Source organism: Pseudomonas sp. HT11, from assembly GCF_044875395.1.
Lineage (GTDB): Bacteria > Pseudomonadota > Gammaproteobacteria > Pseudomonadales > Pseudomonadaceae > Aquipseudomonas.
On the sequence record NZ_CP173217.1, the window covers coordinates 5788440 to 5810813 of the forward strand.

General features: G+C 61.1%; 23 protein-coding genes. 10 read left to right on the plus strand and 13 right to left on the minus strand.

Translation table 11 applies throughout. The annotated features are described in order from the left end of the window. Nucleotides 1-140: 140 nt before the first annotated feature. Nucleotides 141-770: a glutathione S-transferase gene (locus ABWL43_RS26765; protein ID WP_145157517.1), complete on the plus strand. Its 630-nt coding sequence runs from the start codon at nucleotides 141-143 to the stop codon at nucleotides 768-770. Nucleotides 771-1019: 249 nt separating this feature from the next. Here the strand turns inward: ABWL43_RS26765 and creD are convergent, their stop codons facing one another. From creD to ABWL43_RS26785, 4 genes are read right to left on the minus strand one after another with little or no spacing between them, the layout of a single operon-like run. Next, complete coding sequence (gene creD / locus ABWL43_RS26770) at nucleotides 1020-2393, minus strand: cell envelope integrity protein CreD (protein WP_404485504.1); 1374 nt, start codon at nucleotides 2391-2393, stop codon at nucleotides 1020-1022. A 51-nt stretch (nucleotides 2394-2444) separates the two neighbouring features. Then, complete coding sequence (gene creC / locus ABWL43_RS26775) at nucleotides 2445-3884, minus strand: two-component system sensor histidine kinase CreC (protein WP_404485507.1); 1440 nt, start codon at nucleotides 3882-3884, stop codon at nucleotides 2445-2447. Then, nucleotides 3884-4552 (minus strand): two-component system response regulator CreB, encoded by a 669-nt coding sequence (gene creB / locus ABWL43_RS26780; RefSeq protein WP_242200680.1) that lies wholly within the window; start codon nucleotides 4550-4552, stop codon nucleotides 3884-3886. Before creB ends, creC begins: the two co-directional genes overlap by 1 nt. Before the next feature lie 9 nt (nucleotides 4553-4561). Beyond that, a complete protein-coding gene (locus ABWL43_RS26785) occupies nucleotides 4562-5077 on the minus strand; it encodes an ATP-dependent zinc protease (RefSeq protein WP_145157525.1) in 516 nt (171 codons plus the stop codon). A gap of 170 nt (nucleotides 5078-5247) precedes the next feature. Between ABWL43_RS26785 and ABWL43_RS26790 the strand changes: the two genes are divergently transcribed. Continuing rightward, nucleotides 5248-6135: an acyltransferase gene (locus ABWL43_RS26790; protein ID WP_404485510.1), complete on the plus strand. Its 888-nt coding sequence runs from the start codon at nucleotides 5248-5250 to the stop codon at nucleotides 6133-6135. On the opposite strand, the gene ABWL43_RS26795 is transcribed toward ABWL43_RS26790, so the two are convergent. After that, nucleotides 6132-6704, minus strand: coding sequence for a DUF2780 domain-containing protein (locus tag ABWL43_RS26795; protein ID WP_145157529.1), 573 nt, complete (start codon nucleotides 6702-6704; stop codon nucleotides 6132-6134). The two genes, ABWL43_RS26790 and ABWL43_RS26795, sit on opposite strands and share 4 nt — an antisense overlap. Nucleotides 6705-6855: 151 nt before the next feature. On the opposite strand from ABWL43_RS26795, the gene ABWL43_RS26800 reads away from it, so the two are divergent. From ABWL43_RS26800 to ABWL43_RS26830, 7 genes are all read left to right on the plus strand, one after another. Then, nucleotides 6856-7482 (plus strand): sigma-70 family RNA polymerase sigma factor, encoded by a 627-nt coding sequence (locus ABWL43_RS26800; RefSeq protein ID WP_404485513.1) that lies wholly within the window; start codon nucleotides 6856-6858, stop codon nucleotides 7480-7482. Beyond that, complete coding sequence (locus ABWL43_RS26805) at nucleotides 7479-8156, plus strand: anti-sigma factor domain-containing protein (protein ID WP_404485516.1); 678 nt, start codon at nucleotides 7479-7481, stop codon at nucleotides 8154-8156. Before ABWL43_RS26800 ends, ABWL43_RS26805 begins: the two co-directional genes overlap by 4 nt. 247 nt (nucleotides 8157-8403) lie before the next feature. Then, nucleotides 8404-8805 (plus strand): DUF3757 domain-containing protein, encoded by a 402-nt coding sequence (locus ABWL43_RS26810; RefSeq protein WP_262209394.1) that lies wholly within the window; start codon nucleotides 8404-8406, stop codon nucleotides 8803-8805. 297 nt (nucleotides 8806-9102) lie between these two features. Beyond that, nucleotides 9103-9363, plus strand: a complete 261-nt coding sequence (locus ABWL43_RS26815) for a hypothetical protein (protein WP_237235701.1) — start codon at nucleotides 9103-9105, stop codon at nucleotides 9361-9363. Nucleotides 9364-9500: 137 nt separating this feature from the next. After that, entirely contained in the window at nucleotides 9501-9854 is a 354-nt protein-coding gene (locus ABWL43_RS26820; RefSeq protein ID WP_242200670.1) for a hypothetical protein, read from the plus strand. Nucleotides 9855-9987: 133 nt separating this feature from the next. Then, nucleotides 9988-10962, plus strand: a complete 975-nt coding sequence (locus ABWL43_RS26825) for a hypothetical protein (RefSeq protein WP_242200668.1) — start codon at nucleotides 9988-9990, stop codon at nucleotides 10960-10962. Beyond that, a complete protein-coding gene (locus ABWL43_RS26830; protein WP_242200667.1) occupies nucleotides 10963-11325 on the plus strand; it encodes a hypothetical protein in 363 nt (120 codons plus the stop codon). 49 nt (nucleotides 11326-11374) lie between these two features. Here the strand turns inward: ABWL43_RS26830 and fdhA are convergent, their stop codons facing one another. The 8 genes from fdhA to ABWL43_RS26870 form a co-directional block, all read right to left on the minus strand. Further along, nucleotides 11375-12574, minus strand: a complete 1200-nt coding sequence (fdhA, locus tag ABWL43_RS26835) for a formaldehyde dehydrogenase, glutathione-independent (RefSeq protein ID WP_242200664.1) — start codon at nucleotides 12572-12574, stop codon at nucleotides 11375-11377. A gap of 184 nt (nucleotides 12575-12758) precedes the next feature. Then, nucleotides 12759-13616, minus strand: coding sequence for a formyltetrahydrofolate deformylase (gene purU / locus ABWL43_RS26840; protein WP_242200662.1), 858 nt, complete (start codon nucleotides 13614-13616; stop codon nucleotides 12759-12761). A 13-nt stretch (nucleotides 13617-13629) separates the two neighbouring features. Beyond that, entirely contained in the window at nucleotides 13630-14262 is a 633-nt protein-coding gene (locus ABWL43_RS26845) for a sarcosine oxidase subunit gamma (protein WP_404485522.1), read from the minus strand. A 123-nt stretch (nucleotides 14263-14385) separates the two neighbouring features. Beyond that, the gene (locus ABWL43_RS26850; RefSeq protein WP_404485525.1) at nucleotides 14386-17403 is read right to left on the minus strand and encodes a sarcosine oxidase subunit alpha; all 3018 of its coding nucleotides are present in this window, start codon (nucleotides 17401-17403) and stop codon (nucleotides 14386-14388) included. After that, nucleotides 17400-17702, minus strand: coding sequence for a sarcosine oxidase subunit delta (locus ABWL43_RS26855; RefSeq protein ID WP_074847785.1), 303 nt, complete (start codon nucleotides 17700-17702; stop codon nucleotides 17400-17402). Before ABWL43_RS26855 ends, ABWL43_RS26850 begins: the two co-directional genes overlap by 4 nt. A 14-nt stretch (nucleotides 17703-17716) precedes the next feature. Next, complete coding sequence (locus ABWL43_RS26860) at nucleotides 17717-18967, minus strand: sarcosine oxidase subunit beta (protein ID WP_010207084.1); 1251 nt, start codon at nucleotides 18965-18967, stop codon at nucleotides 17717-17719. 22 nt (nucleotides 18968-18989) lie between these two features. Further along, a complete protein-coding gene (gene glyA, locus ABWL43_RS26865; protein ID WP_404485528.1) occupies nucleotides 18990-20243 on the minus strand; it encodes a serine hydroxymethyltransferase in 1254 nt (417 codons plus the stop codon). Between the two features lie 236 nt (nucleotides 20244-20479). Beyond that, entirely contained in the window at nucleotides 20480-21208 is a 729-nt protein-coding gene (locus ABWL43_RS26870) for a TraX family protein (protein WP_404485531.1), read from the minus strand. 90 nt (nucleotides 21209-21298) lie between these two features. Between ABWL43_RS26870 and ABWL43_RS26875 the strand changes: the two genes are divergently transcribed. Continuing rightward, the gene (locus tag ABWL43_RS26875; RefSeq protein ID WP_106575584.1) at nucleotides 21299-22339 is read left to right on the plus strand and encodes a low specificity L-threonine aldolase; all 1041 of its coding nucleotides are present in this window, start codon (nucleotides 21299-21301) and stop codon (nucleotides 22337-22339) included. Nucleotides 22340-22374: the final 35 nt, after the last annotated feature.

Consider the following 22374-nt stretch of genomic DNA (forward strand, 5'->3'; position numbering starts at 1 on the left):
AAGCCAGCTCCCACCTTGAAATGCATTGCCCCTGTGGGAGCTGGCGTGCCTGCGATGAGGCCCTCAAAAACACCCAAAGCCCCCTCGCCAGCCACCGCGCAACCCTCTAGGCTAGCCACTGCCCATTTCGAGGAATGCCCATGTCCACGCCCAGCATGACCTTGTTCCACAACCCTGCCTCACCCTTTGTTCGTAAAGTCCGCGTGCTGCTGATCGAAACCGGCCAGCAGGACCGCGTGGCCCTGCAAGGCTGCATGCCGACACCGGTCAACCCGGACGCGCAGCTGGTGCACGAAAACCCCGTGGGCAAGATCCCGGCCCTGCGCCTGGCCGACGGCAGCGCCCTGCACGACAGCCGGGTGATCCTCGATTACCTCGACCACCAGCATGTCGGCAACCCGCTGATTCCTCGCGACGGCTCGGCACGCTGGCGCCGCCTGACCCTGGCCTCAATGGCCGACGGCATCATGGACGCCGCCGTGCTGGTGCGTTACGAAACCGCCATGCGCCCGGCAGAAAAGCACTGGGACCAATGGCTGGATGAGCAGCGCAACAAGATCCGTCGCACCCTCGCGGAGTTGGAAGCCAATGCGATTGCCGAGCTGGCCAGCCACTTCGACATTGCGTCGATCAGCGTGGCCTGCGCCTTGGGCTACCTCGACTTCCGCCACCCAGACCTGCAATGGCGCGCTGCGAATCCCCAGCTTGCCGATTGGTACGCCAAGGTCAGCCAGCGGCCGTCGATGCTGCAGACCCAGCCGCCGATCTGAGCTTGTGCAGTGAGCCCGCTTTGTGTGGCCAGCGGGCTTGTCGTGGCGAGCGGGCTTGCCCCGCGTTGGGTGGCGAAGCCGCCCCAATCAATCAGACTGCGGTCCATCAGGCACTCCTCTGTGATGGGCTCTGGGGCTGCTGCGCAGCCCAACGCGGGGCAAGCCCGCTCGCCACAACGACAACAGGGAACAGCAGGTTAATCCTCGCCACCAATTGCGTCTTTACCTGCTGATCTTCCCGTAACCCGATCATTGCACGGCCTCCAGGTCAAACTGCAGCGGCTCGGCCACCTTGCGCTTGCCCACGCCATACCAATCGAGTTTGCGCGTCAGCACCATCACTGTGCCCAGCAGCCCGAACAGCAACAGCGAGCCCATCAGCAGCGCGTAATCCTCGGCACTGAGCAGCCCGTACAACAGGCCATACAGCGCCGCCAGCCCCGCCGAAAAGCCCAGCCCATGGGCAATGCTGCGCAGCACATGGCACACGTAAAAGCCGATCAACAACACACAGGCGCTCGCCGACAACAGGTACGCCGGGCCAAAGCCGATGTGCTCGGACAACGACAACAACAGCAGGTAAAAGAACGCCAGGGCAACGCCCACCAGCGCGTATTGAATCGGGTGCACCGCCAGGCTCTTGAGCACTTCGAACAGGAAGAAGCCGGCAAACGTCAGGGCGATAAACAGCAGCGCGTATTTGATCGCGCGGTCGCTCTTGAGGTACTGGTCCACCGGGTCAATGAAGTTCACGCCAAAGCTGCGGTTGCTGAAACCATCACAGCTTCGCCCGTCCAGGCAGGTTTGCAGGGCTTGCTCCAGGTTGGTGGAGAAAAATGTGGTCTGCCAGTTGGCCGTGAAGCCTTTGTCGGTGACGGCCCGTTGAGCCGGCAGGAAGTTGCCGATGAAGCTTGGGTGGGGCCAGTTCGATGCGAGCGAGACCTCACTGACCTTGCCCACCGGCACCACTTGCAGTTGTTCGGTGCCTTGCAGGCGCAGGTCAAAAGCGAAGTCCAGCACGGCCGGTTTCTTGCTGTCCTGTTCCGGCAATGCCACGTGCACGCCCTCCCCCAGCCAGTCCACTTGAGTACCCGGCGAGAAGTCCAGGCGTTGGTCGCCCAGTTCCAGTTTCAGTGCGTTTTCAATGCCGCGAATATCGCTGATGCCCACCGCCAGAAACGCTGGATCAAAGCGGTAATCGGCAAAGTCTTGCGTGATGCCCAGCTGCGCAGGCAGCTCGAAACGCCCGCTGATGCGGGTGTCGGCATGGAACAGTCGCGCCTGGTAAATACCCCGCGACCGCAGCTCGGTTTGCACCTTGCCATCGAGCTCAAAGCGGTCCGGCAGGAAATACAGACGACCGCGCTCTTCACGGGTTTCCTCGTAGCGTTTATTGAGCTTTTCATTGAGTTTCCACTCGCGCACGGTCTTGCGATAAGGCACCACCATCACCGGGCCGTTGAGGTGCTGGCTGTAACTGGAGCTACGGGCGATATCCATCAGCACGCTGTCGCGGGCGTATTGGCGGTCAGCAATGATGCCGTTGATCATCAGCAACGGAATCAGCAACAGCAGAATCAGTAGCGCAATCGCGCCAAGTTTGAAAAGCAGGTTGCGGTTCATGGGGCTCTCCCTGTTTTGATGGGCAGAGCGTGAACCGCGCAGATGGGAGATTTATGTGGGCAATGTGGAGACTGTGTGGAGATGCAGCACTACTTGCACCCCGCCTTGCACATTGCCGATCTGCAACGCGCCGCCGTGCAGCTTCATCACTTCTTCAACAAAGTTGAGGCCCAGGCCGGTGCTTTTGCGCCCGCTCGCCGGGCGTGGCAGCGAGTAGAAACGCTCACTCAGGCGCGGCAAGGCATAGTCGGGAATGGCCGCAGCCTGGTTGAACAGGCTGACCTGCACGTCGTTGTGCTGCGTGCGTACGCTGAACCTCAACGTGCCACCGGGCGGCGTGAAGTCCAGGGCGTTATCGAGCAGATTACCCAAGGCCTGGCGCAGCAGGAACGGCTCGCCAAATACCTTCACATCCGCGCCAATCGCCTGTTCGACGTGCAAGCCGGCGCCTTCAATGCGCGCGCACTGGGCCTTGAGCACCTCGTCGACCAGGGTCGCCAACGGCATGCTGACTTGCTCTTCCAAACCTTGGCGCTGCTCCACTTGGGCCAGGTTCAGCAGGCGCTCGATCAACTGTTGCAAGCGCGCGCTTTCACTGTCGATATTGCCGACGAAGCGCTGCTGTTGCTCACGGCTCATGTCGCCCTGCAACAGCTCCGCCGCACCACGAATTGCCGCCAGTGGGCTTTTCAGTTCGTGGGTCAGGGTGTGCACGTAACGCTCGACGTAGGCCTTGCCCTCCAGCTGTGTGCGCATGTGCTCAACGGCGGTGGACAGCTGCTTGAGCTCGCCGCCGCGGTAATGCGGCAACTCGGCGCGCCGACCTTCGCTCACAGCCTGGGCATACGCCGTCAGCCGATGCAGCGCCACGCTCAGCCACCACGACAACAGTGCGCCAAGCAGCAGGCCGAGGATCACCAACCCGGCGCCGTACCACAGCAGGCGGTGCTCGGTACGGTCGACATAGGGCTGCAACGAGCTGTTGGGCTTGGCCACAGTGACCACGCCGATGATCTGGCCGTTGTCTCGGATCGGCGCGCCCACGTGCATCACCGACGAGTTAGGGTCATCCAGTTCGCTTTTGGTCGAGCGCGCGCCATATTCGCCGCGCAGGGTCAGGTACACGTCGTTCCATTTGGAATAGTCCTGGCCGACCGCCTCGCCCGTGGAGTCGAGCAACACAATGCCCTTGGCGTCCGTCACGTAGATACGGTGGTTGACCTGGTTTTTCGGCAGGCCCCAGATCGTCGCGCCCGGCTGGCGGCTACCGTAGGCCTTGAGCAGCTCCGGCCAGTGGCTTTGGCCGAGGGTGCCGTTCTTCACGTCCAGCCGCAGGATTTCGGCCAGCAGGTTGGCCGTGTCCACCAGGGTTTCTTCGGTGGATTGGCGCACGCCAGGGCGGATCTCTTTCATCACGGTGTTGAGCACAAAATAGCCGGTCAGGCCGATAAACAGCGCGTACACCAGAAAAATCCGCAGCCCCAGGCGCATCAGCTATGGCTCGGGCTGTAGCTGTAACCCAGGCCACGGTGGGTCTGGATCGGCTCGGCGTCGGCGGCCACGCTTCGCAGTTTGCTGCGCAGGCTTTTGATATGGCTGTCGATATTGCGTTCGTAGCCAGCGTCGGCAGGCACGCCCACCGCGTCGAGCAGTTGCTCGCGGCTGAACACGCGTTCGGGTTGCTCGAGCAGACTTTGCAGCAAGCGAAACTCATGACGCGTCAGGCTCAGGGGCTGACCGCGGTAATGGATTTGCATGCGTTCCAGGTCAACCTGGAACACGGCAGGCGCGGCGCCTGGACTGACGCGCTTGAGGATGGCCCGCACCCGCGCCGCCACTTCCCGCGGGCTGAACGGCTTGACCACATAATCGTCAGCACCGATCTCCAGGCCCACCACCCGATCAATCTCGCCGTCACGGGCGCTGAGAAACATCACCGGCACTTCACTGAAACGGCGCAATTGCTTGCAGGTTTCAAAGCCGCTGATGTCTGGCAGGCCGATGTCGAGGATGATCAAGTCAGCGGGCGACTGGCGCTGATGGGCCAGCGCCTCCTGGCCAAGGCTCAGCCAGGTGGTGGTGAAGCCCTCGCCTTGCAGGGCGAAAATCAGCGTGTCGGCTATCGCCGCTTCGTCTTCGACAATCAGGATATGCGGCATGTGGGTCCGTCAGCAGTCCGGTTTGTCGGCAGTGTAACGACGCGCCGGGTTCACCGCTGCGCCGAATTCACGCAGGGCCTTGGCGCCGATCAGCAGCGGGTAGTTGAAGCTGCTGCGGTCAGTGAGGTTGACCTCAACGGTGCGCTTGACGTTGCCCAGGCACATTTCCAGGTCGATCACCGGGCGCTTGGCCACGGTGGCTTCGTCCTTGTCATCGTCTTCGTCGGCGCGGCTCTTGATCTTGCTGATGCGCGAGACTTTGTGTTCGTAGACTTTGTTGGAAGCGTCCTTGCCGCCGAGGCGGAAGCGCACCCAATCGTCGCCATCGCGGGTGAAGGTCTCGATGTCTCGGGCCGACAGCGAGGCGGTCAGCGCGCCGGTGTCCATCTTGGCCTTGAAGGTTTCGCCGATCTCCGGCAACTGGATGTATTCGTAGCGACCGTAAAGGGTCGGTTCGGCGGCCAGGACAGGCTGGGCAGCCACAACAGGAAGAACGAGGGCGAACGCGGCAAGGAGCAATTTCACGAAGTGATTTCCTCGAAAGAAGTAGGCGGATTCTAGACCGCAAAGGCAGCACTTAGTTAGTTCTCAACCATACCGGGAACATTGTGAAACATTCGTCCAGCGATTTGCGATTTGGCCTCTAGACTCAGCTTGCTTATCATGGCCCGCCCACAGGATTCCAAGAGTTACTTATGCGCCGCCTGCTCACCGGCTGTTTCGTCACACTGCTGCTATTGCTCAACACCCTGGTGCTGTTCGGGCCGTTGATGCTGTTTGCCCTGCTCAAGCTGGTGGCGCCCGGGCGCTATCGCGACTATGCCTCGTGGGCAGTGATGTGGATCGCCGAGACCTGGGCTGAAATCGACAAGCTGATCTTCTCGCTATGCATCCCGACCCACTGGGAGATTCGCGGCGGCGGCGACCTGCGCGGCGACACTTCTTACCTGGTGATCAGCAACCATCAGTCCTGGGTGGACATTCCGGCGCTGATCCAGGCGCTCAACCGGCGCACGCCGTTCTTCAAATTCTTTCTGAAAAAAGAGCTGATCTGGGTGCCCTTCCTCGGCCTGGCGTGGTGGGCGCTGGATTACCCCTTCATGAAGCGCTACACCAAGGCGTTCCTGGCCAAGCACCCGGAGCTGGCAGGCCAGGACCTGAAAATCACCAAAGAAGCCTGCGAGCTGTTCAAGCGCCAGCCAGTGACCGTGGTGAATTACCTGGAAGGCACGCGGTTCAACGCGGCCAAACACAAGCAGCAGGATTCACCGTATGCCCGGTTGCTCAAACCCAAGGCGGGCGGCGTGGCGTTTGTGTTGGCAGCGCTGGGTGAACAACTGGATGCCGTGCTCGACGTGACCGTGGTCTATCCGCAGCAAAAGATTCCGGGGTTTTGGGATTTGATCAGCGGCGCGGTGCCCAAAGTGATCATCGACATTCGCACCCGGGAACTCGACCCGGCGCTATGGCAGGGCGATTACGAGAATGATCCGGCCTTTCGCCAGACCGTCCAGAACTGGGTGAACCAGCTCTGGAGGGAGAAGGACGCGCGCATCGCCCAACTGCGCGCGGAGTCTATTTAGCTGCCAGTACCCCAGGCCGAGGCCAGTTTGCCCAACACCGATTCGTTGGCGCCCTGACCACCCAGGTATTGCAGGATCACCGGCGCAAACTTGCCGATCATGCTGTTATCCATGCCCAGCGCGCTGAAGGCGGTGTTCAGGTCGTTGGTGTTCTTCACGTTACCCAGCACGCTGTCCAGGCCGCTGGTTTTGCTGCCGCCGCTCTGGCCGAGCATCCCGCTCAAGGCGCCGAGGCTGCCCAGGGAATTGTTCCCCGCGAGCTTATCCAGGCCGGGCACGCTTTTGCCCAATTGCGAATAGTCGGTGCTGCTCAATTGGTTCTTGGCCAGGCCCAGCATGGCGCCGGTACCGCCGACGGCTTGTTCAGGGGTGACGTTCAGTTGCGAAGTCAGGGCGCTCAGCAGGCCTGCGGTCTGGGAACTTGGCGCTGCAGCAGCCGCCTTGTTGTTGCTGCCCTGGGCGCTGGAAACGGCGTTGGCCACGTCACCGAGGCTGAAACCTGCGGCAAACACCGGGCTGGCGGCCACGGTCATCAGGCAGGACAGGGCAAAACCGCGTGAAATCTTCATCAAGACAACCTCTGAATGTAGGAGCTAAAAGCAGGCGTTGGACTGACGGTCCCGAAGGATTGTTCCCACCTGAAGATTAGTTCAGAAAAAGTTGCATCCAAATCACCCTCCCGCGCGTATACCCAGCATGCACCGCTCGGAGTCGGATGGAATGAATGCTCAAGCTGGACTACCCTCTGCCTACCGTGCGCAGTCCCGTCGCCCTCGTTCGAGAGCCTGGAGAAGCCCTATTTCCACCAACGATGCTGACCCGCTGCAGCCCCTGCTGGCGCAGTGCGCCCTGGGCAACCGCCAGGCGTTCGAGACTCTCTACCGCAGTGTCTCGCCACGCCTGCACGGTGTTGCATTCCGGTTCATGGGGCGCAAGGACCTGGCTGAAGAAGTGCTGCAGGAAGCCTTTGTGCGCATCTGGTACAACGCTTCGCGCTACGAGGCACACCTGGCGGCGCCGATGACCTGGATGGTGAACATCACCCGTAACCTGGCCATCGACCAGCTGCGCAAGCACCGCGAACAGCCCTTGGCCGACGGCCAGCAGGAGGCCCTGCTCGACGACAGCCCCAGCGCCCACGAGCAGCTCGACAACGAGCGCGAAGCCCGCGCCCTCACCCGCTGCCTCGACACCCTCGATGGCATGCAGCGCCAATCGATCACCGTGGCTTACTTCCAGGGCCTGTCGTGCTCGGAACTGGCCGACCACTTGGCGGCGCCCCTGGGCTCGGTCAAATCCTGGATTCGCCGTGGCATGGAGCGCCTGCGCAGGTGCCTTGAATCATGAACTACCAAACCACCGCCCTGCGCCGCGCCCTCGCCGCCGACTACGCGATCGGCCTGATGCCGGCTACCGCCCGTCGGCGCTTCGACGCCCTGTTACTGGAAGACGCCGCGCTGCGCGTCGAACTCGGCCATTGGCAGGATGCGCTCGCCAGCCTGACCGGCGCACTGCCCGAACGGCCGGTGCCGAATCATGTGTGGGCAGGCATCAAGGCACGGATCGAGCCGCAAGTGCTGCATGTGCCGGCGAAGAAACCGTTCTGGATGAGCTTTCGCCTGCTGGCGGCTGCGTGCGCGGTCGTCGCCGCCGTGTTGGTCGGCGTGCTTTATCAACGTGACATCGGCGCCGAGTACAACGCCACGCTGGTTGCGGCCAACCAGCAACCGGCAATGCAGATCCAGGCATTTGGCGATCACCTGCAAGTGGAGCCGCTGACGTTGGCCGCTGTTGAGCCGACGCGCGCCCTGGAATTGTGGGTCATCCCGGCTGGCGGAAAGCCGATTTCCCTGGGTTTGGTGCCTAGTGCCGGCAAGGGCCGAATCCAGTTGAGCAAGGAACAGCAGGCGCTGTTGACGGCCCCCGTGACCCTCGCGGTCAGCCTGGAACCACAAGGCGGTTCACCGTCCGGCCAACCAACCGGACCGGTCCTGTACCAAGGCGCACTCGCCTCGCGCTGACACCCCATAAATCCCTGTGGGAGCTGGCTTGCCTGCGATAGCGGTGGGTCAGCCAGAGACAGGTTGGCTGGCCGACCGCAATCGCAGGCAAGCCAGCTCCCACATTTGATCTTCATCGGCTGGGCGACATTGAAATAACCATCACCTCAGCAATAAGAAAAAACACTAAAAAACTGTCATTTATACCAGTAGCCAGGCCTCACGATCGCCCGCAGCATGAGCCTCCGGCCCCTCCAGGAAGCTCACCATGAAGCGCGCACTGCTTGCAGGTTTGTCTGCAATGACAGGGCTGGTAGCAAATGCCATCGCAGCGACCGCAACCTGCCCACCGATCCAGAGCATCCATCAAACCGCGATGGCCGGTGGCGGTTATAGCTATGCAGCCTCACCGCCGGGCGGGCTTACCTGGACCGGCAAAAACCCGTCAGCGACCGCCTCCTACCTCAGTGACTCGACGTTCCACGATGCCCGATACGATGCACAACACAAAGCCGTCACCTGCACCTACAAGGGGCCAATGGGTAACGACGCACAGCTTTCGGTCACGCTCAAATCCGTCACTGAATGGAACCTCACGCCTACAGGTGAATGGAAAGGCACCTATTGCGAAGACGCTGACGCCACCAAATGCTCATTCACCCATCGGTGACCCACAGGTGATCATCATCGCCCAGGCGACTTGCTCCTGGCGATGGATGGCGCTTATAGTTCGGCGGTCGTCCACATGGCGACACGGGTTTGGCGACTCGGGTGAATGGTGCAAAAGCTTCTGCTTTTTTGCAGGTTCTTTTGCGTCCGCAATAGCTGCTTTCATGGTGGCTGTGCGCGGGAGACCTTCGGGTCTGCCGGTTCCATTCCCGGTTCGCCAACCTGCGTACAGCTGCCACCCATTCGTTTGGCGACGAATAAGTGTGTAGCCCACCTCTACTTGAATGGGTTTTAAAACATGAACCGATACATGCCGCTCACCGGCCACGACAGCACCACCCCTTCCCTGCTTATCGACACCCAAGTCCCGCTCGACGTACTCCACGACGCCGCCGTCTACCGCATCCGCGCGGTGACTCAAGTCATGGAAAACCTCGCGTTTCGTGAGGGCCTGAACACCGACAACCTTGTCCTCCAGGACTTCGCCTTGCTTTGCGCCATTCCATTGCGCGATGGCTGTGATCTGCTGGATGTGATCAGCCGGCGCTTGCAGGCTTAAATACCCGATGCAAAGAAGGGCAGCGCCCAGTTGCCCTTTCCTACACGCGAAACAACCTTAACTCGGAACCCAACCATCGCTGCAGCTCACCCAAGGCTACCCCTATCGGGCATCCCTACTCAGGAGCTGTAACCACCATGATCGGATTGATCTCCATCTTCAGCGTATTCAGCACGCCGCAACCCCCTGCGCCGGCCGCCGACATTGGCCAATGCCCCGCCACTGCCGATATCAACTCCACACCCTACACAGACCCCGACCTCCCTGCGCCGTATGGCGAAGGTTATCAATACACCGCGTCTGCCAACGGCAACACATGGACCGGCCAAACCGCCGGTACCAGCGACGACTACCTGGCCCCGGAGTACGAACTCAAACCCGAGGAAATCAACGAGCGCGACGGTAAAACTCACTGCGACTATGGCGGCAAGCGGGTGATAAAAAACGGCGAAGTGGCGGATCCGTACCTGCGACTTACCAAGCTTGAATGACTCACACTTGTCAGCGTCTGCCGGGACTTGCGTAGTCCCTTTCTGAAACGTCAAAAACGCCCCTGCACGCGTCTTACCTCACCTGTAGCAGCTTCTTATAGTCGTGCGCCTCAGTCACTTGGAGGTGCACGCTATGCAGGGACCTTACGCATTTATTAATGAACGGCCGCAGCCTTATCCGCTACTTAAACTCGACCTTTCGCTCAACCCTCACATTCAAACCAAGTTCGACACCCTCAACCAACACATCCGCAACGTCGTGGTATTGCCAGGGCAGTTGGTGATCATTCCCGATGCGCGTACCGCGTCTTGCACGACGGAAGAAGCCCAACTGATGCGCTCGGCGCAGAACATTAAACAGGCATTGTTCGCCCACTCCGCGACGGATCAATTCCTGATCAAAAACTACGATCAGTTGCAGGCCATCATGGCCCATGCGTCCCTGGGCATTGGCAGTGCCAGTAGCGCCTGGAGCAAGCACTTGGCGCAAATCGAGACAACCCTCAAGGAAATCGACGATTTGCATAAGCAGTACTTAACCAAGGGCACCCCAGCTGCGAGAGATGAGTTTCTGATCAAACGTCGGGCGCTGTTTGCGAAGCTCGATGGGCAACTATCCGGGATGGCCCGGTTTGGAACAGGTTTGAAAAACGAAGGTTCGATTAAAAAGATGTTGGGCATTTCCAGCAAAAGTTACTGGCAGCATGGGGAGATTCGTGGGTATGAAGAAAGAGTCAAGCGTATAGCTAAAGCCTCGCAGATCTTGAAGAAGGGCGCCTATATTGGTATTGCGCTAGATGGAGGGGCGGCAGCGCTGGAAATTGCGGAGGCATGCTCGACAGGACGTGAGCAAGAATGCACCCAAGCAAAATATGTCGAAGGAGGGAAGTTAGTGCTTGGCGTTGGCGGCGCATCAGCAGGCGGGATAATTGGGGCCCAGGTCGGTACTGGCGCTTGTATGCTCGTTTTTGGCATACCTACAGCGGGCGCCGGCGCATTGGCTTGCGCAATCGTCGGGGGCGCCGCAATTGGGCTCGCAGGCGGCAAGCTAGGAAGCGCAATGGGCGAAGGCGCGGGTAAACTCCTCTATAGGACGGTAAAGGATTAAATGGCCTTGGAATATATCGGCATGTGCGCGGGCGCCATTATGTTACTCAGCTTTCCGCTCATCACCTATGTCATGTTTGAAAAATTGGATGCCGCAGAACGCTATATGCAATGCAGCACTTACATCACCGGAAACAGGAATACTTTTCGCAATACCCCGTTCGATGGGAGGCCGCAGCGCGTATTGGCCATGGCGACGGTCATTGTTATCCCAGGAATATTTCAATGGCGGCGCTTGGCACTCGTCGAAGACGTTGAGAAAATCCCACGCGCACTCAAATATTGGATGGTCATACCATCACTCATCCTTTTAACTTCCGCTACAACCATGATGATCAGCTCGTATTTTTTGTATTTTTACTGACCACCTAATACAAGGGCGCACAGAGGCGCCCTCATACTGACGCTCAACCTTACGCCGCGCTAAACATCTTATGCGGATCAATCACAAACTTCTTCGGCACACCCGCATCGAACTCGCCGTACCCACGCGGCGCGTCATCCAGGCTGATGACCTGCACGCCAACGATTTCGGCAATGTTGATACGGTCCCACATGATCGCCTGCATCAGCTGGCGGTTGTACTTCATCACCGGGGTTTGGCCGGTGTGGAAGCTGTGGGATTTAGCCCAGCCCAAACCGAAGCGAATGCTCAGGCTGCCCATTTTCGCGGCGGCGTCGACAGCGCCTGGGTCTTCGGTGACGTACAGGCCAGGAATGCCGATTTTGCCCGCCACGCGGACCACGCCCATCAGCGAGTTGAGCACGGTGGCCGGCGCTTCTGCCTTGGCGCCTTCATGGCCGTGGCCACGGGCTTCGAAGCCTACGGCATCGACGGCGCAGTCAACTTCCGGCTCGCCCAACAATGCGGCGATCTGTTCGTGCAGAGGCGTGTCTTTGGACAGGTCGGCAATTTCAAAACCCTGGGCCTTGGCATGGGCCAGGCGGATCGGGTTGACGTCGCCGATGATCACCACAGCGGCGCCCAGCAACCGTGCCGAAGCGGCTGCGGCCAGGCCAACCGGGCCGGCGCCGGCGATATACACCGTGCTGCCCGGACCAACGCCAGCGGTGACGGCGCCGTGGTAGCCAGTGGGCAGGATGTCGGAGAGGCAGGTCAGGTCGCGGATTTTCTCCATGGCCTTGTCGCGGTCCGGCAGTTTCAGCAGGTTGAAGTCGGCGTACGGCACCAGCACGTATTCGGCCTGGCCGCCGGTCCAGTCGCCCATGTCGACATAACCGTACGCGCCACCGGCACGGGCCGGGTTAACGGTCAGGCACACGCCGGTGTGTTGTTCCTTGCAGGAGCGGCAGCGGCCGCACGCCACGTTGAACGGCACCGAGACCAGGTCGCCGATTTTCAGGTTTTCGACGTCGCTGCCCTTTTCGATCACTTCGCCAGTGATTTCATGCCCCAGGACCAGGCCGGTCTGGGCGGTGGTACGGCCGCGCACCATGTGTTGGTCGGAGCCGCAGATGTTGGTGGAGACCACGCGCAGGATGACGCCGTGCTCAATCTTCCTGCCACGGGGGTCCTGCATTTTGGGATAGTCGATTTTCTGTACTTCGACCTTGCCGTTGCCGAGATACACGACACCACGATTACCAGACATGCTTTCACCTCGCTGTTGTTTTTATGGAACCGCGTTGCCCAGGCAGGCAGCGCGTTTAAGTGCTCGGGTTACAGATGCTGTTTTTGCGTTGTTTGTTAGGGCCTCATCGGGGGCAAGCCCCCTCCCACCTTTGATGTGTGAATGCAGTCAACTGTGGGAGGGGGCTTGCCCCCGATGGCTTCAGTCAGAGCACCACCGTTCTATTGGCGTTCAAAAACACCCGTCGCTCAATGTGATACCCCACCGCCCGGGCCAATGTCAGCCCTTCGATATCCCGCCCCTTGGCAATCAAATCCTCGGGATAGTGGCTGTGGTCCACCACCTCCACGCCTTGGGCAATGATCGGGCCCTCGTCCAGGTCATTGTTGATGTAATGCGCAGTAGCGCCGACCAGCTTCACGCCCTTGTTGTAGGCCTGGTGATACGGCTTGGCGCCCTTGAACCCCGGCAGCAACGAGTGATGAATGTTGATGGCCTTGCCATCCAGCTTGCGGCACAGTTCCGGCGACAGCACTTGCATGTAGCGCGCAAGAATCACCAGTTCGGCGCCGGTCTCTTCAATCACTTGCCACACCTGACGCTCCTGGGACGGTTTGTCGTTGGGGTCGAGGGGGAAATGGTAGTAGGGAATCTGGTGCCAGTCGGCCAACGGCTTGAGATCGGGGTGGTTGGACACCACCGCGACCACGTCCATCGACAGTTGGCCGATTCGCTGGCGGTACAGCAGGTCGTTGAGGCAGTGATCGGCCTTGGAGACCATGATCACCACTTTTGGCCGGTAGTTAGGCGCCGTCAGTTCGAAGATCATGCCAAAGGCTTCACCGCGCGAGGCCAGGCCGTCGCGGAAGGCTTGCTCGTCAAAACCGTCGGGCTGGCGGAATTCCACACGAATAAAAAACCGGCCCGAGAGGCGGTCATCGAACGAATGGTGCTCGGTGACGTAGCAGCCCTGTTCGAACAGGTAGCGGGTGACCGCGTCCACCGTGCCGAGCACGCTGGGGCAGTCGGCGGTCAAAATCCATGTATCAGGTGCGCGGCTCATCGTGTGTAACTCCTCAGGCTTGAACACTCAGGCCGAATTCGGCGGACGCATCCTGCAGCCACAACCACCAGTAGTCCGAGAAGCTGCGACGAATCACCAGTTCCCAGGTGTCTTCGGCCGTGTGGCGGATCACCAGTTGCGACTTGGCGAACACCGTGCCCACCGCCTTGCCCACCGGGAAGTTGTTGGTGTGCACGTCGTAGCTGGTGGACTTCATCAGCACGTCGCGCACATTCGGGCCGCTGAGTTCGAGGATCTGCTGGCCGCCGCTGACGTTGACGACCTGAATATGCAGGTCGCCCAGGGCAGCCCGCAGGTTTTGCTCGGCGGCGAATTCTTCACCGCTTGGCACCACCAGCAGCCACTCATCCGGGCCGAGCCATTGCAGGCTGGTTTCGCCGTTGATGATGACTTGCAGGGCGCCAGGCAGTTCGATGCCGAGGGCTTTGTGCACGCCGGCAGCGAAGGCCGCATCGTGGCCATCGCCACGAAGGGTCAGGTGGCCGAGCAGTTTCTTTTCACGCACGGTCACGCCGGCATTCTTGCGGCCCTTGCCGACCAGGCTGGCGAGGTCGGCATGGTGCAGCGACGACTCGGCCTTGGCACCGGTGGTGGGGCGTTGTTGGTAAACATTGGCTGCTGTCATAAAGCACCTATCTGAATTCTGTTGTGCGGCTAATGGCCTCATCGGGGGCAAGCCCCCTCCCACAGGGGAATGCATTTCAATATGTGGGAGGGGGCTTGCCCCCGATACAGGCGCCTCGGTCTATCAGATGTTCTGCCGCTCACCTTTCGGGTCAAAGAACACCGAGGACACAATCTCCGCCTCGATCACGCTGCCATCGGCCTGCGGTGAGAACACCCGCTCGCCGATGCGCTTCAAACCGCCCTTCACCACCGCCATCGCAAACGAGTAACCCAGCGAGTTATGCGCATAGCTTGAGGTGACGTGACCGACCATCTTCATCGGGATCGTCTGCTTTGGATCGAACACCAGCTGCGCGCCTTCCGGCAGCCACACGGTCGGATCAATCGGCTTCAAGCCCACCAATTGCTTACGCTCTTCGCGTACGCAGTCTTCACGGTTCATCCCGCGCCAGCCGATCCACGAGAACGGTTTGGTACGGCCTACGCACCAGCCCATGTTCAGGTCGTCCGGGGTCATCGAGCCGTCGGTGTCCTGGCCGACGATGATGAAACCCTTCTCGGCCCGCAGCACGTGCATGGTCTCGGTGCCGTACGGCGTCAGGTTGTACTTCTTGCCGGCCTCGACGATCTGTTCGAGCACGCCCATGGCGTAGTCGGCCTGCACGTTGACCTCAAACGACAGCTCACCGGTAAACGAGATACGGAACACCCGCGCCGGCACGCCGCCCACCAAGCCTTCTTTCCAGGTCATGAACGGGAAGCCGTCCTTGTCCAGGTCGATATCCGTCACTTCGGCCAGCAGCTTGCGGCTGTTGGGGCCGGACAAGGTCATGGTTGCCCAATGGTCGGTGACAGAGGTGAAGTACACCTTGAGGTCCGGCCACTCGGTCTGTTGGTAGATTTCCAGCCACTGCAATACGCGAGCGGCGCCGCCGGTGGTGGTGGTCATCAGGAAGTGGTTGTCAGCGAGGCAGGCGGTCACGCCGTCGTCGAAGACCATGCCGTCTTCCTTGCACATCAGGCCGTAGCGCGCCTTGCCCACGTCGAGCTTGGTCCAGGCGTTGGTGTAGATGCGGTTGAGAAACTCGCGGGCGTCCGGGCCTTGAATGTCGATCTTGCCCAGGGTGGACGCATCCAGCAGGCCGACGCTGTCGCGTACGGCCAGGCATTCGCGTTTGACCGCAGCGTGCAGGTCTTCGCCGTTGCGCGGGAAGTACCACGGGCGTTTCCACTGGCCGACGTCTTCAAACTCGGCGCCGTTTTTCACGTGCCAGGCCTGCAGCGCGGTGTAACGCACCGGCTCGAAGATGTGCCCACAGTGGCGGCCCGCAACGGCGCCGAAGGTGACCGGCGTGTAGTTGGGGCGGAACATCGTGGTGCCCATCTGCGGGATGGTCACGTTCAGCGAACGGGCCGCGATGGCCAGGCCGTTGACGTTACCCAGCTTGCCCTGGTCGGTGCCGAAGCCCAGCGCGGTGTAGCGTTTGACGTGCTCGACCGACTCGAACCCTTCGCGGGTCGCCAGTTCGATGGCGGCGGCGGTCACGTCGTTTTGCAGGTCGACAAATTGCTTCGGCGCCCGTGCAGTGGCTTTCTCGTGAGGCACCTGGAACAGTGCCAGTGTCGGCTCTTCCAGACGGCTCAAGGCTTTGGGCAGCGTGCCTTCCACCGGCGAAAAACCGGCTTCGCTGGCCGCGCGCACGCCGCCTTCAAAACCATCCGCCAGGGAATCGCCCAGGCCGTAGACGCCATTGATGCCACCCACGCACACGCGTTTTTGCGGCGCTTCACCCGGTACGAAACCGAGGATGTCTTCACGCCAGGTCGGCTTGCCGCCCAAGTGCGAAGCCAGGTGAACCACCGGGCTGTAACCGCCGGAGCTGGCGACCAGGTCGCACTCCAGCCACTCGCCGGGGCTGGTGACTTTATGCGCTTTGACGTCGATGGCCGCCACGCGGGCGCCGGTCACGTGCTTGCTGCCACGCGCTTCGATCACGGCGCTGCCGGTGAGGATGCGAATGCCTTTGGCGCGGGCTTCTTCCACCAGCGCACCGCGAGGGTTGTGGCGCGCATCGGCCACAGCCACGACGGTGAGGCCGGCGTCGAACCAGTCCAGCGCTACGCGGTAGGCGTGGTCGTTGTTGGTCGACAGCACCAGTTTTTTGCCCGGAGCCACGCCGTAACGGCGCACGTAAGTCGAGACCGCGCCAGCGAGCATGTTGCCAGGCACGTCGTTGTTGCCGTACACCAACGGGCGCTCGCAGGCACCGGTTGCCAGCACCACACGCTTGGCACGCACACGGTGGATGCGCTGACGCACCACGCCAATCGGCGCACGGTCACCGAGGTGATCGGTGAGGCGTTCGTGAATGGTCAGGAAGTTGTGGTCGTGGTAACCGTTGACGGTGGCGCGAGGCAGCAGCACCACGTCCGGCAGGGCTTTGAGCTCAGCGATCACGCTGGCAACCCATTCGGTGGCGGGTTTGCCGTCGAGGCTTTCACGGGAATCCAGCAGCGAGCCGCCGAATTCTTCCTGCTCATCGGCGAGGATCACACGGGCACCGCTGCGCGCGGCAGCCAGTGCGGCGGCCAGGCCAGCAGGGCCGGCGCCAACCACCAACACGTCGCAGTGACGGTTGAAGTTGTCGTAGGTGTCCGGGTCGTTCTCGGTCGGCGAGCGACCAAGACCTGCGGCCTTGCGGATGTACTTCTCGTAGGTCATCCAGAACGATTGCGGGTACATGAAGGTTTTGTAGTAGAAACCCGGCGGCATCAGCTTGCCGCCGACCTTGCCGAGAATGCCCATCATGTCGTTGTTCACGCTCGGCCAGCCGTTGGTGCTGGTGGCGACCAGGCCTTGGTACAGCGCCTGTTGCGTGGCGCGCACGTTAGGGATTTGCGTGGCTTCGGTGGCGCCGATCTGCAGCACCGCGTTCGGCTCTTCGGCGCCGGCGGCAAAGATGCCGCGCGGGCGCGAGTACTTGAAGCTGCGGCCGATGATGTCGACGCCATTGGCCAGCAAGGCGGCGGCCAACGTGTCGCCCTCAAAACCTTTGTAGCTCTGGCCGTTGAAGGTAAACGTCAGGACTTTATTACGGTCGATGCGACCACCGTTGGACAGGCGATTGATCTGGCTCATACCTTCTCTCCAGAAGCCTTGGCGGTGAATTGCGGCTGGGTGCCTATCTTGTAGGTTTCAAGAATTTCGTAGGTCACGGTGTCGCGCGTGGCGTTGAAATACTGGCGGCAACCGGCGGCGTGAATCCACAGCTCGTGGTGCAGGCCACGCGGGTTATCGCGGAAGAACATGTAGTCGCCCCACTGCTCATCGGTGCAGGCGTTCGGGTCCAGCGGGCGCGGGATGTGCGCTTGGCCGGACGCGTGGAATTCCTCTTCGGAGCGCAGTTCGCCACAGTGAGGACAGAAGATATGCAACATAGGAATTTCTCCTGTTAGTGGGCGACGGCCGCAGCGCCGTGTTCGTCGATCAACGCACCGTTGTGGAAACGGTCGATGGAGAAAGGCGCGGCCAGCGGGTGCATTTCACCCTTGGCCAGGCTTGCGGCAAACACGTTGCCTGAGCCCGGCGTGGCCTTGAAGCCACCGGTGCCCCAACCGCAGTTGAAGAACATGTTCGGCACCGGCGTCTTGGAGATGATCGGGCAGGCGTCCGGCGTGGTGTCGACGATGCCGCCCCACTGACGGTTCATGCGCACGCGCGACAGCACCGGGAACATCTCGACGATGGCCTGGATGGTGTGTTCGATCACCGGGTACGAGCCGCGCTGGCCGTAGCCGTTGTAGCCGTCGATGCCGGCGCCGATCACCAGGTCGCCCTTGTCGGACTGGCTGATGTAACCGTGCACGGCGTTGGACATGATCACGCTGTCGATAATCGGCTTGATCGGCTCGGAAACGAGCGCTTGCAGCGGGTGGGATTCGATCGGCAGGCGAAAACCCGCCAGCGAAGCCATGTGCCCGGAGTTACCGGCCGTCACCACGCCGACGCGCTTGGCGCCGATGAAACCCTTGTTGGTTTCGACGCCGATGCACACGCCGTTTTCTTTGCGAAAGCCGATCACTTCGGTCTGCTGGATCAAGTCCACACCGAGTGCGTCAGCCGCGCGGGCAAAGCCCCAGGCCACGGCGTCGTGACGGGCCACGCCGCCGCGCCGTTGCACGGTGGCGCCGAGTACCGGGTAGCGGGTGTTTTTCGAGCAGTCGAGGTACGGGATCTCGTCGGCCACTTGTTTGGCGTTGAGCAGTTCGCCGTCCACGCCGTTGAGGCGGTTGGCGCTGACGCGGCGCTCGGAATCACGGATGTCTTGCAGGGTGTGGCACAGGTTGTAGACGCCACGCTGGGAGAACATCACGTTGTAGTTCAGGTCCTGGGACAGGCCTTCCCACAGTTTCATCGCGTGTTCGTACAGGTGCGCCGACTCGTCCCACAGGTAGTTGGAACGTACGATGGTGGTGTTGCGCGCGGTGTTACCGCCGCCCAGCCAGCCTTTCTCGACCACAGCCACGTTGGTGATGCCGTGTTCTTTGGCCAGGTAGTAGGCGGTCGCCAGACCATGCCCGCCACCGCCGACGATGACCACGTCGTAGACCTTTTTCGGCGTGGGCGTGCGCCACATCTTCTGCCAGTTTTCGTGGTGGCTGAGTGAGTGTTTGAAGAGGCCGAAGCCCGAGTAGCGTTGCATAGTCATTACTCCAAAACCGCGCTCAGCGATAAACCGGGAAATCAGCGCACAGGGCAGACACGTGCTTGGCCACGTTGGCCTCGACGTCGGCGTCGCCGAGGTTGTCGAGGATGTCGCAGATCCAGCCGGCCAGCTCAATGCATTGCGGCACTTTGAAGCCACGCGTGGTCACCGCCGGGGTGCCGATGCGCAGGCCCGAGGTCACGAACGGCGACTGCGGGTCATTCGGCACGGCGTTCTTGTTGACCGTGATGTAGGCGCGACCAAGGGCGGCGTCCGCCTCTTTGCCGGTGAGGCCCTGACGGATCAGGCTGACCAGGAACAGGTGGTTGTCGGTGCCGCCGGACACCACGTCGTAGCCGCGCTTGATAAACACACTGGCCATGGCCTGGGCGTTTTCGATCACTTGTTGCTGGTAGACCTTGAAGCCAGGCTCCGCCGCTTCCTTGAAGCACACCGCCTTGCCGGCGATCACATGCATCAGCGGGCCGCCCTGGGCGCCGGGGAAGACGGCGGCGTTGAGTTTTTTCTCAATCTCTTCGTTGGCACGGGCCAAAATCAAACCGCCACGCGGACCGCGCAGGGTCTTGTGGGTAGTGGTGGTAACCACGTCGGCATACGGCAGCGGGTTCGGGTACAAACCAGCGGCCACCAGGCCGGCGACGTGGGCCATGTCGACAAACAGCAGCGCGCCAACCTTGTCGGCAATCGCGCGGAAACGTGGGAAATCCAGGGTTTTGGAGTAAGCGGAGAAACCGGCCACGACCATTTTCGGCTTGTGCTCCACCGCCAGGCGCTCGACTTCGTCGTAGTCGATAAGACCGGTGTCGGTGTTGATGCCATATTGCACCGCGTTGTACAGCTTGCCCGAGGACGACACTTTGGCGCCGTGGGTCAAGTGACCGCCATGGGCCAGGCTCATGCCGAGGATGGTGTCGCCGGCGTTCAGCAGCGCCAGGTACACCGCGCTGTTGGCGGACGAGCCGGAGTGCGGCTGCACGTTGGCGTAATCGGCGCCGAACAGCTGCTTGGCGCGTTCGATGGCCAGGGCTTCAACCTTGTCCACGTGCTCGCAGCCACCGTAGTAGCGCTTGCCGGGGTAGCCTTCGGCGTATTTGTTGGTGAGGCCGCTGCCCTGAGCTTCCATCACGCGTTTGCTGGTGTAGTTCTCTGACGCGATCAGCTCGATATGATCTTCCTGACGCTGCTCCTCGGCATTCATCGCCGCCAGCAAGGCGTCGTCATATCCCTGGATCTGGTCTTTTTTGCTGAACATCGCGTCTCTCCCAGCCTTTCGTATTGTTGAGGCCCGTGCGGGGCCCTTTGATGCGATGGTAGGGCTGGCGCAGACAGGTCAAATGCCTACGGACGCCACGCAAAGGTGCGTTTACGACATAGCGGCAACAACGCAGGACAAATGTGGGAGGGGGCTTGCCCCCGATAGCGGTGGATCAGCTTGCACATGTGTCGGCAGACACACTGCCATCGGGGGCAAGCCCCCTCCCACAGGGGTCAGGCGAGGGTCTGGCGCACGAGTAGCAGCAGCAGGAAATGCAGGGGATAAAGGGTATACGCCCAACGGCGCATGGCCGGAGGCGAGACGTTTTTGGCCTGTCGCAACAAGACCAAACCGGCCAACGGCGCGATCAGGCAAGCGGCCAATCCCAAAAGCGCCACGGGCGTGCCGCTGTTGAGCAAAATCTGCCATTGATTGGCGGCCACACAGACCAACCCTGGCAACGCGCTGAAATACCAAGGTCGACGAAACACCATCAGCATCGCCAGCGGCAGCAAGACACCGAAAAAACCGAACATCAACTGCGTGGTAAACACAGCGCCCAAGGCCAGGGCGATCAGCGCCAATCCTCGATCAACAAGCGCCTTCTGCTGCCATCCTCGGGCAACCAGCAGGCCCAGCGCCAGAGTCGGCAACACGTTCAAGGTATCGGCATCGTCGATAAACAGTCGATACGGCACTTCACTGATCACACTGAACAGCAACAGCCAGCCCAGGTAGCGCCACTGGCCGGTCACGGGCGCGTTTCTCACCCGATGCAAATTGGCCGCAATCGCCAGGCAAAACCAGGGGAATGCCAGGCGCCCCGGCACGTACAGACCATCCAGGCTCAGACCGACATAGCGCAGGTGATCGAGCACCATGCTCAGCAGCGCCAGCCACTTGAGCAGGTCCAAGGCGCCATCGCGCGCCTGCTTGGCAGGAATCGTTTCAGTACCGTGCATAATTCCCCAGTGACTTTGCATTTACAGTGCGTGCGCCCGCCCAACGTTCTTGGTTACAGTGCGCACCAACATCGACCACAGGAATGGGCCATGACCGACAAGAGCCAACAATTCGCCAGCGACAACTATTCCGGCATCTGCCCGGAAGCCTGGGCCGCCATGGAACTCGCCAACCAGGGCCATCAGCGCGCCTACGGCGATGATGAATGGACCCATCGCGCCGCCGACGGTTTCCGCAATCTGTTCGAGACCGACTGCGAAGTGTTCTTCGCCTTCAACGGCACCGCCGCCAACTCGCTGGCGCTGTCCTCGCTGTGCCAGAGCTACCATAGCGTGATTTGCTCGGAAACCGCCCACGTCGAAACCGACGAATGCGGCGCGCCGGAGTTTTTCTCCAACGGCTCCAAGCTGCTCACCGCCCGCACCGAAAACGGCAAGCTGACCCCGGAATCAATCCGCGAGATCGCGCTCAAGCGCCAGGACATTCACTACCCCAAACCACGCGTGGTCACCCTGACCCAAGCCACTGAAGTCGGCAGCGTGTACACCCCGCAAGAAATCCGCGCGATCAGTGCCACCTGCAAGGAGCTGGGCCTGAACCTGCACATGGACGGCGCACGCTTTTCCAACGCCTGCGCGTTTCTCGGCTGTTCCCCGGCCGACCTGACCTGGAAAGCCGGCGTGGACGTGCTGTGCTTTGGCGGCACGAAAAACGGCATGGCGGTGGGTGAAGCCATCCTGTTCTTCAACCACAAGCTGGCCGAAGACTTCGACTACCGCTGCAAACAGGCCGGCCAGCTTGCATCAAAGATGCGCTTTCTCTCGGCCCCCTGGGTGGGCCTGCTGGAAAACGACGCCTGGCTCAAACACGCACGCCACGCCAACCACTGCGCGCAATTGCTGAGCAGCCTGGTGGCGGACATTCCTGGTGTGGAATTGATGTTCCCGGTGCAAGCCAACGGCGTGTTCCTGCAACTCTCGGAAGCGGCCATCGAGGCCTTGACGGCCAAGGGCTGGCGCTTTTACACCTTCATCGGCAAAGGCGGCGCGCGGTTCATGTGTGCCTGGGATACCGAGGAAGAGCGCGTGCGCGAATTGGCGGCCGATATCCGCGAAGTGATGGGCGCCTGAATTCACCACTGAACAAAATGTGGGAGGGGGCTTGC

What these genes read in the sequence shown, in the direction of transcription:
- ABWL43_RS26805 (WP_404485516.1), top strand. Translation starts at nt 7,479, where the DNA reads ATGAACTACCAAACCACCGCCCTGCGCCGCGCCCTCGCCGCCGACTAC.
- creC (WP_404485507.1), bottom strand. Translation starts at nt 3,884, where the DNA reads ATGCGCCTGGGGCTGCGGATTTTTCTGGTGTACGCGCTGTTTATCGGC.
- ABWL43_RS26815 (WP_237235701.1), top strand. Translation starts at nt 9,103, where the DNA reads ATGAACCGATACATGCCGCTCACCGGCCACGACAGCACCACCCCTTCC.
- ABWL43_RS26870 (WP_404485531.1), bottom strand. Translation starts at nt 21,208, where the DNA reads ATGCACGGTACTGAAACGATTCCTGCCAAGCAGGCGCGCGATGGCGCC.
- ABWL43_RS26800 (WP_404485513.1), top strand. Translation starts at nt 6,856, where the DNA reads ATGAATGCTCAAGCTGGACTACCCTCTGCCTACCGTGCGCAGTCCCGT.
- fdhA (WP_242200664.1), bottom strand. Translation starts at nt 12,574, where the DNA reads ATGTCTGGTAATCGTGGTGTCGTGTATCTCGGCAACGGCAAGGTCGAA.
- ABWL43_RS26855 (WP_074847785.1), bottom strand. Translation starts at nt 17,702, where the DNA reads ATGTTGCATATCTTCTGTCCTCACTGTGGCGAACTGCGCTCCGAAGAG.
- ABWL43_RS26790 (WP_404485510.1), top strand. Translation starts at nt 5,248, where the DNA reads ATGCGCCGCCTGCTCACCGGCTGTTTCGTCACACTGCTGCTATTGCTC.
- creD (WP_404485504.1), bottom strand. Translation starts at nt 2,393, where the DNA reads ATGAACCGCAACCTGCTTTTCAAACTTGGCGCGATTGCGCTACTGATT.
- ABWL43_RS26860 (WP_010207084.1), bottom strand. Translation starts at nt 18,967, where the DNA reads ATGCAACGCTACTCGGGCTTCGGCCTCTTCAAACACTCACTCAGCCAC.
- glyA (WP_404485528.1), bottom strand. Translation starts at nt 20,243, where the DNA reads ATGTTCAGCAAAAAAGACCAGATCCAGGGATATGACGACGCCTTGCTG.
- ABWL43_RS26875 (WP_106575584.1), top strand. Translation starts at nt 21,299, where the DNA reads ATGACCGACAAGAGCCAACAATTCGCCAGCGACAACTATTCCGGCATC.
- creB (WP_242200680.1), bottom strand. Translation starts at nt 4,552, where the DNA reads ATGCCGCATATCCTGATTGTCGAAGACGAAGCGGCGATAGCCGACACG.
- ABWL43_RS26765 (WP_145157517.1), top strand. Translation starts at nt 141, where the DNA reads ATGTCCACGCCCAGCATGACCTTGTTCCACAACCCTGCCTCACCCTTT.
- purU (WP_242200662.1), bottom strand. Translation starts at nt 13,616, where the DNA reads ATGAGCCGCGCACCTGATACATGGATTTTGACCGCCGACTGCCCCAGC.
- ABWL43_RS26850 (WP_404485525.1), bottom strand. Translation starts at nt 17,403, where the DNA reads ATGAGCCAGATCAATCGCCTGTCCAACGGTGGTCGCATCGACCGTAAT.
- ABWL43_RS26825 (WP_242200668.1), top strand. Translation starts at nt 9,988, where the DNA reads ATGCAGGGACCTTACGCATTTATTAATGAACGGCCGCAGCCTTATCCG.
- ABWL43_RS26820 (WP_242200670.1), top strand. Translation starts at nt 9,501, where the DNA reads ATGATCGGATTGATCTCCATCTTCAGCGTATTCAGCACGCCGCAACCC.
- ABWL43_RS26795 (WP_145157529.1), bottom strand. Translation starts at nt 6,704, where the DNA reads ATGAAGATTTCACGCGGTTTTGCCCTGTCCTGCCTGATGACCGTGGCC.
- ABWL43_RS26810 (WP_262209394.1), top strand. Translation starts at nt 8,404, where the DNA reads ATGAAGCGCGCACTGCTTGCAGGTTTGTCTGCAATGACAGGGCTGGTA.
- ABWL43_RS26845 (WP_404485522.1), bottom strand. Translation starts at nt 14,262, where the DNA reads ATGACAGCAGCCAATGTTTACCAACAACGCCCCACCACCGGTGCCAAG.
- ABWL43_RS26830 (WP_242200667.1), top strand. Translation starts at nt 10,963, where the DNA reads ATGGCCTTGGAATATATCGGCATGTGCGCGGGCGCCATTATGTTACTC.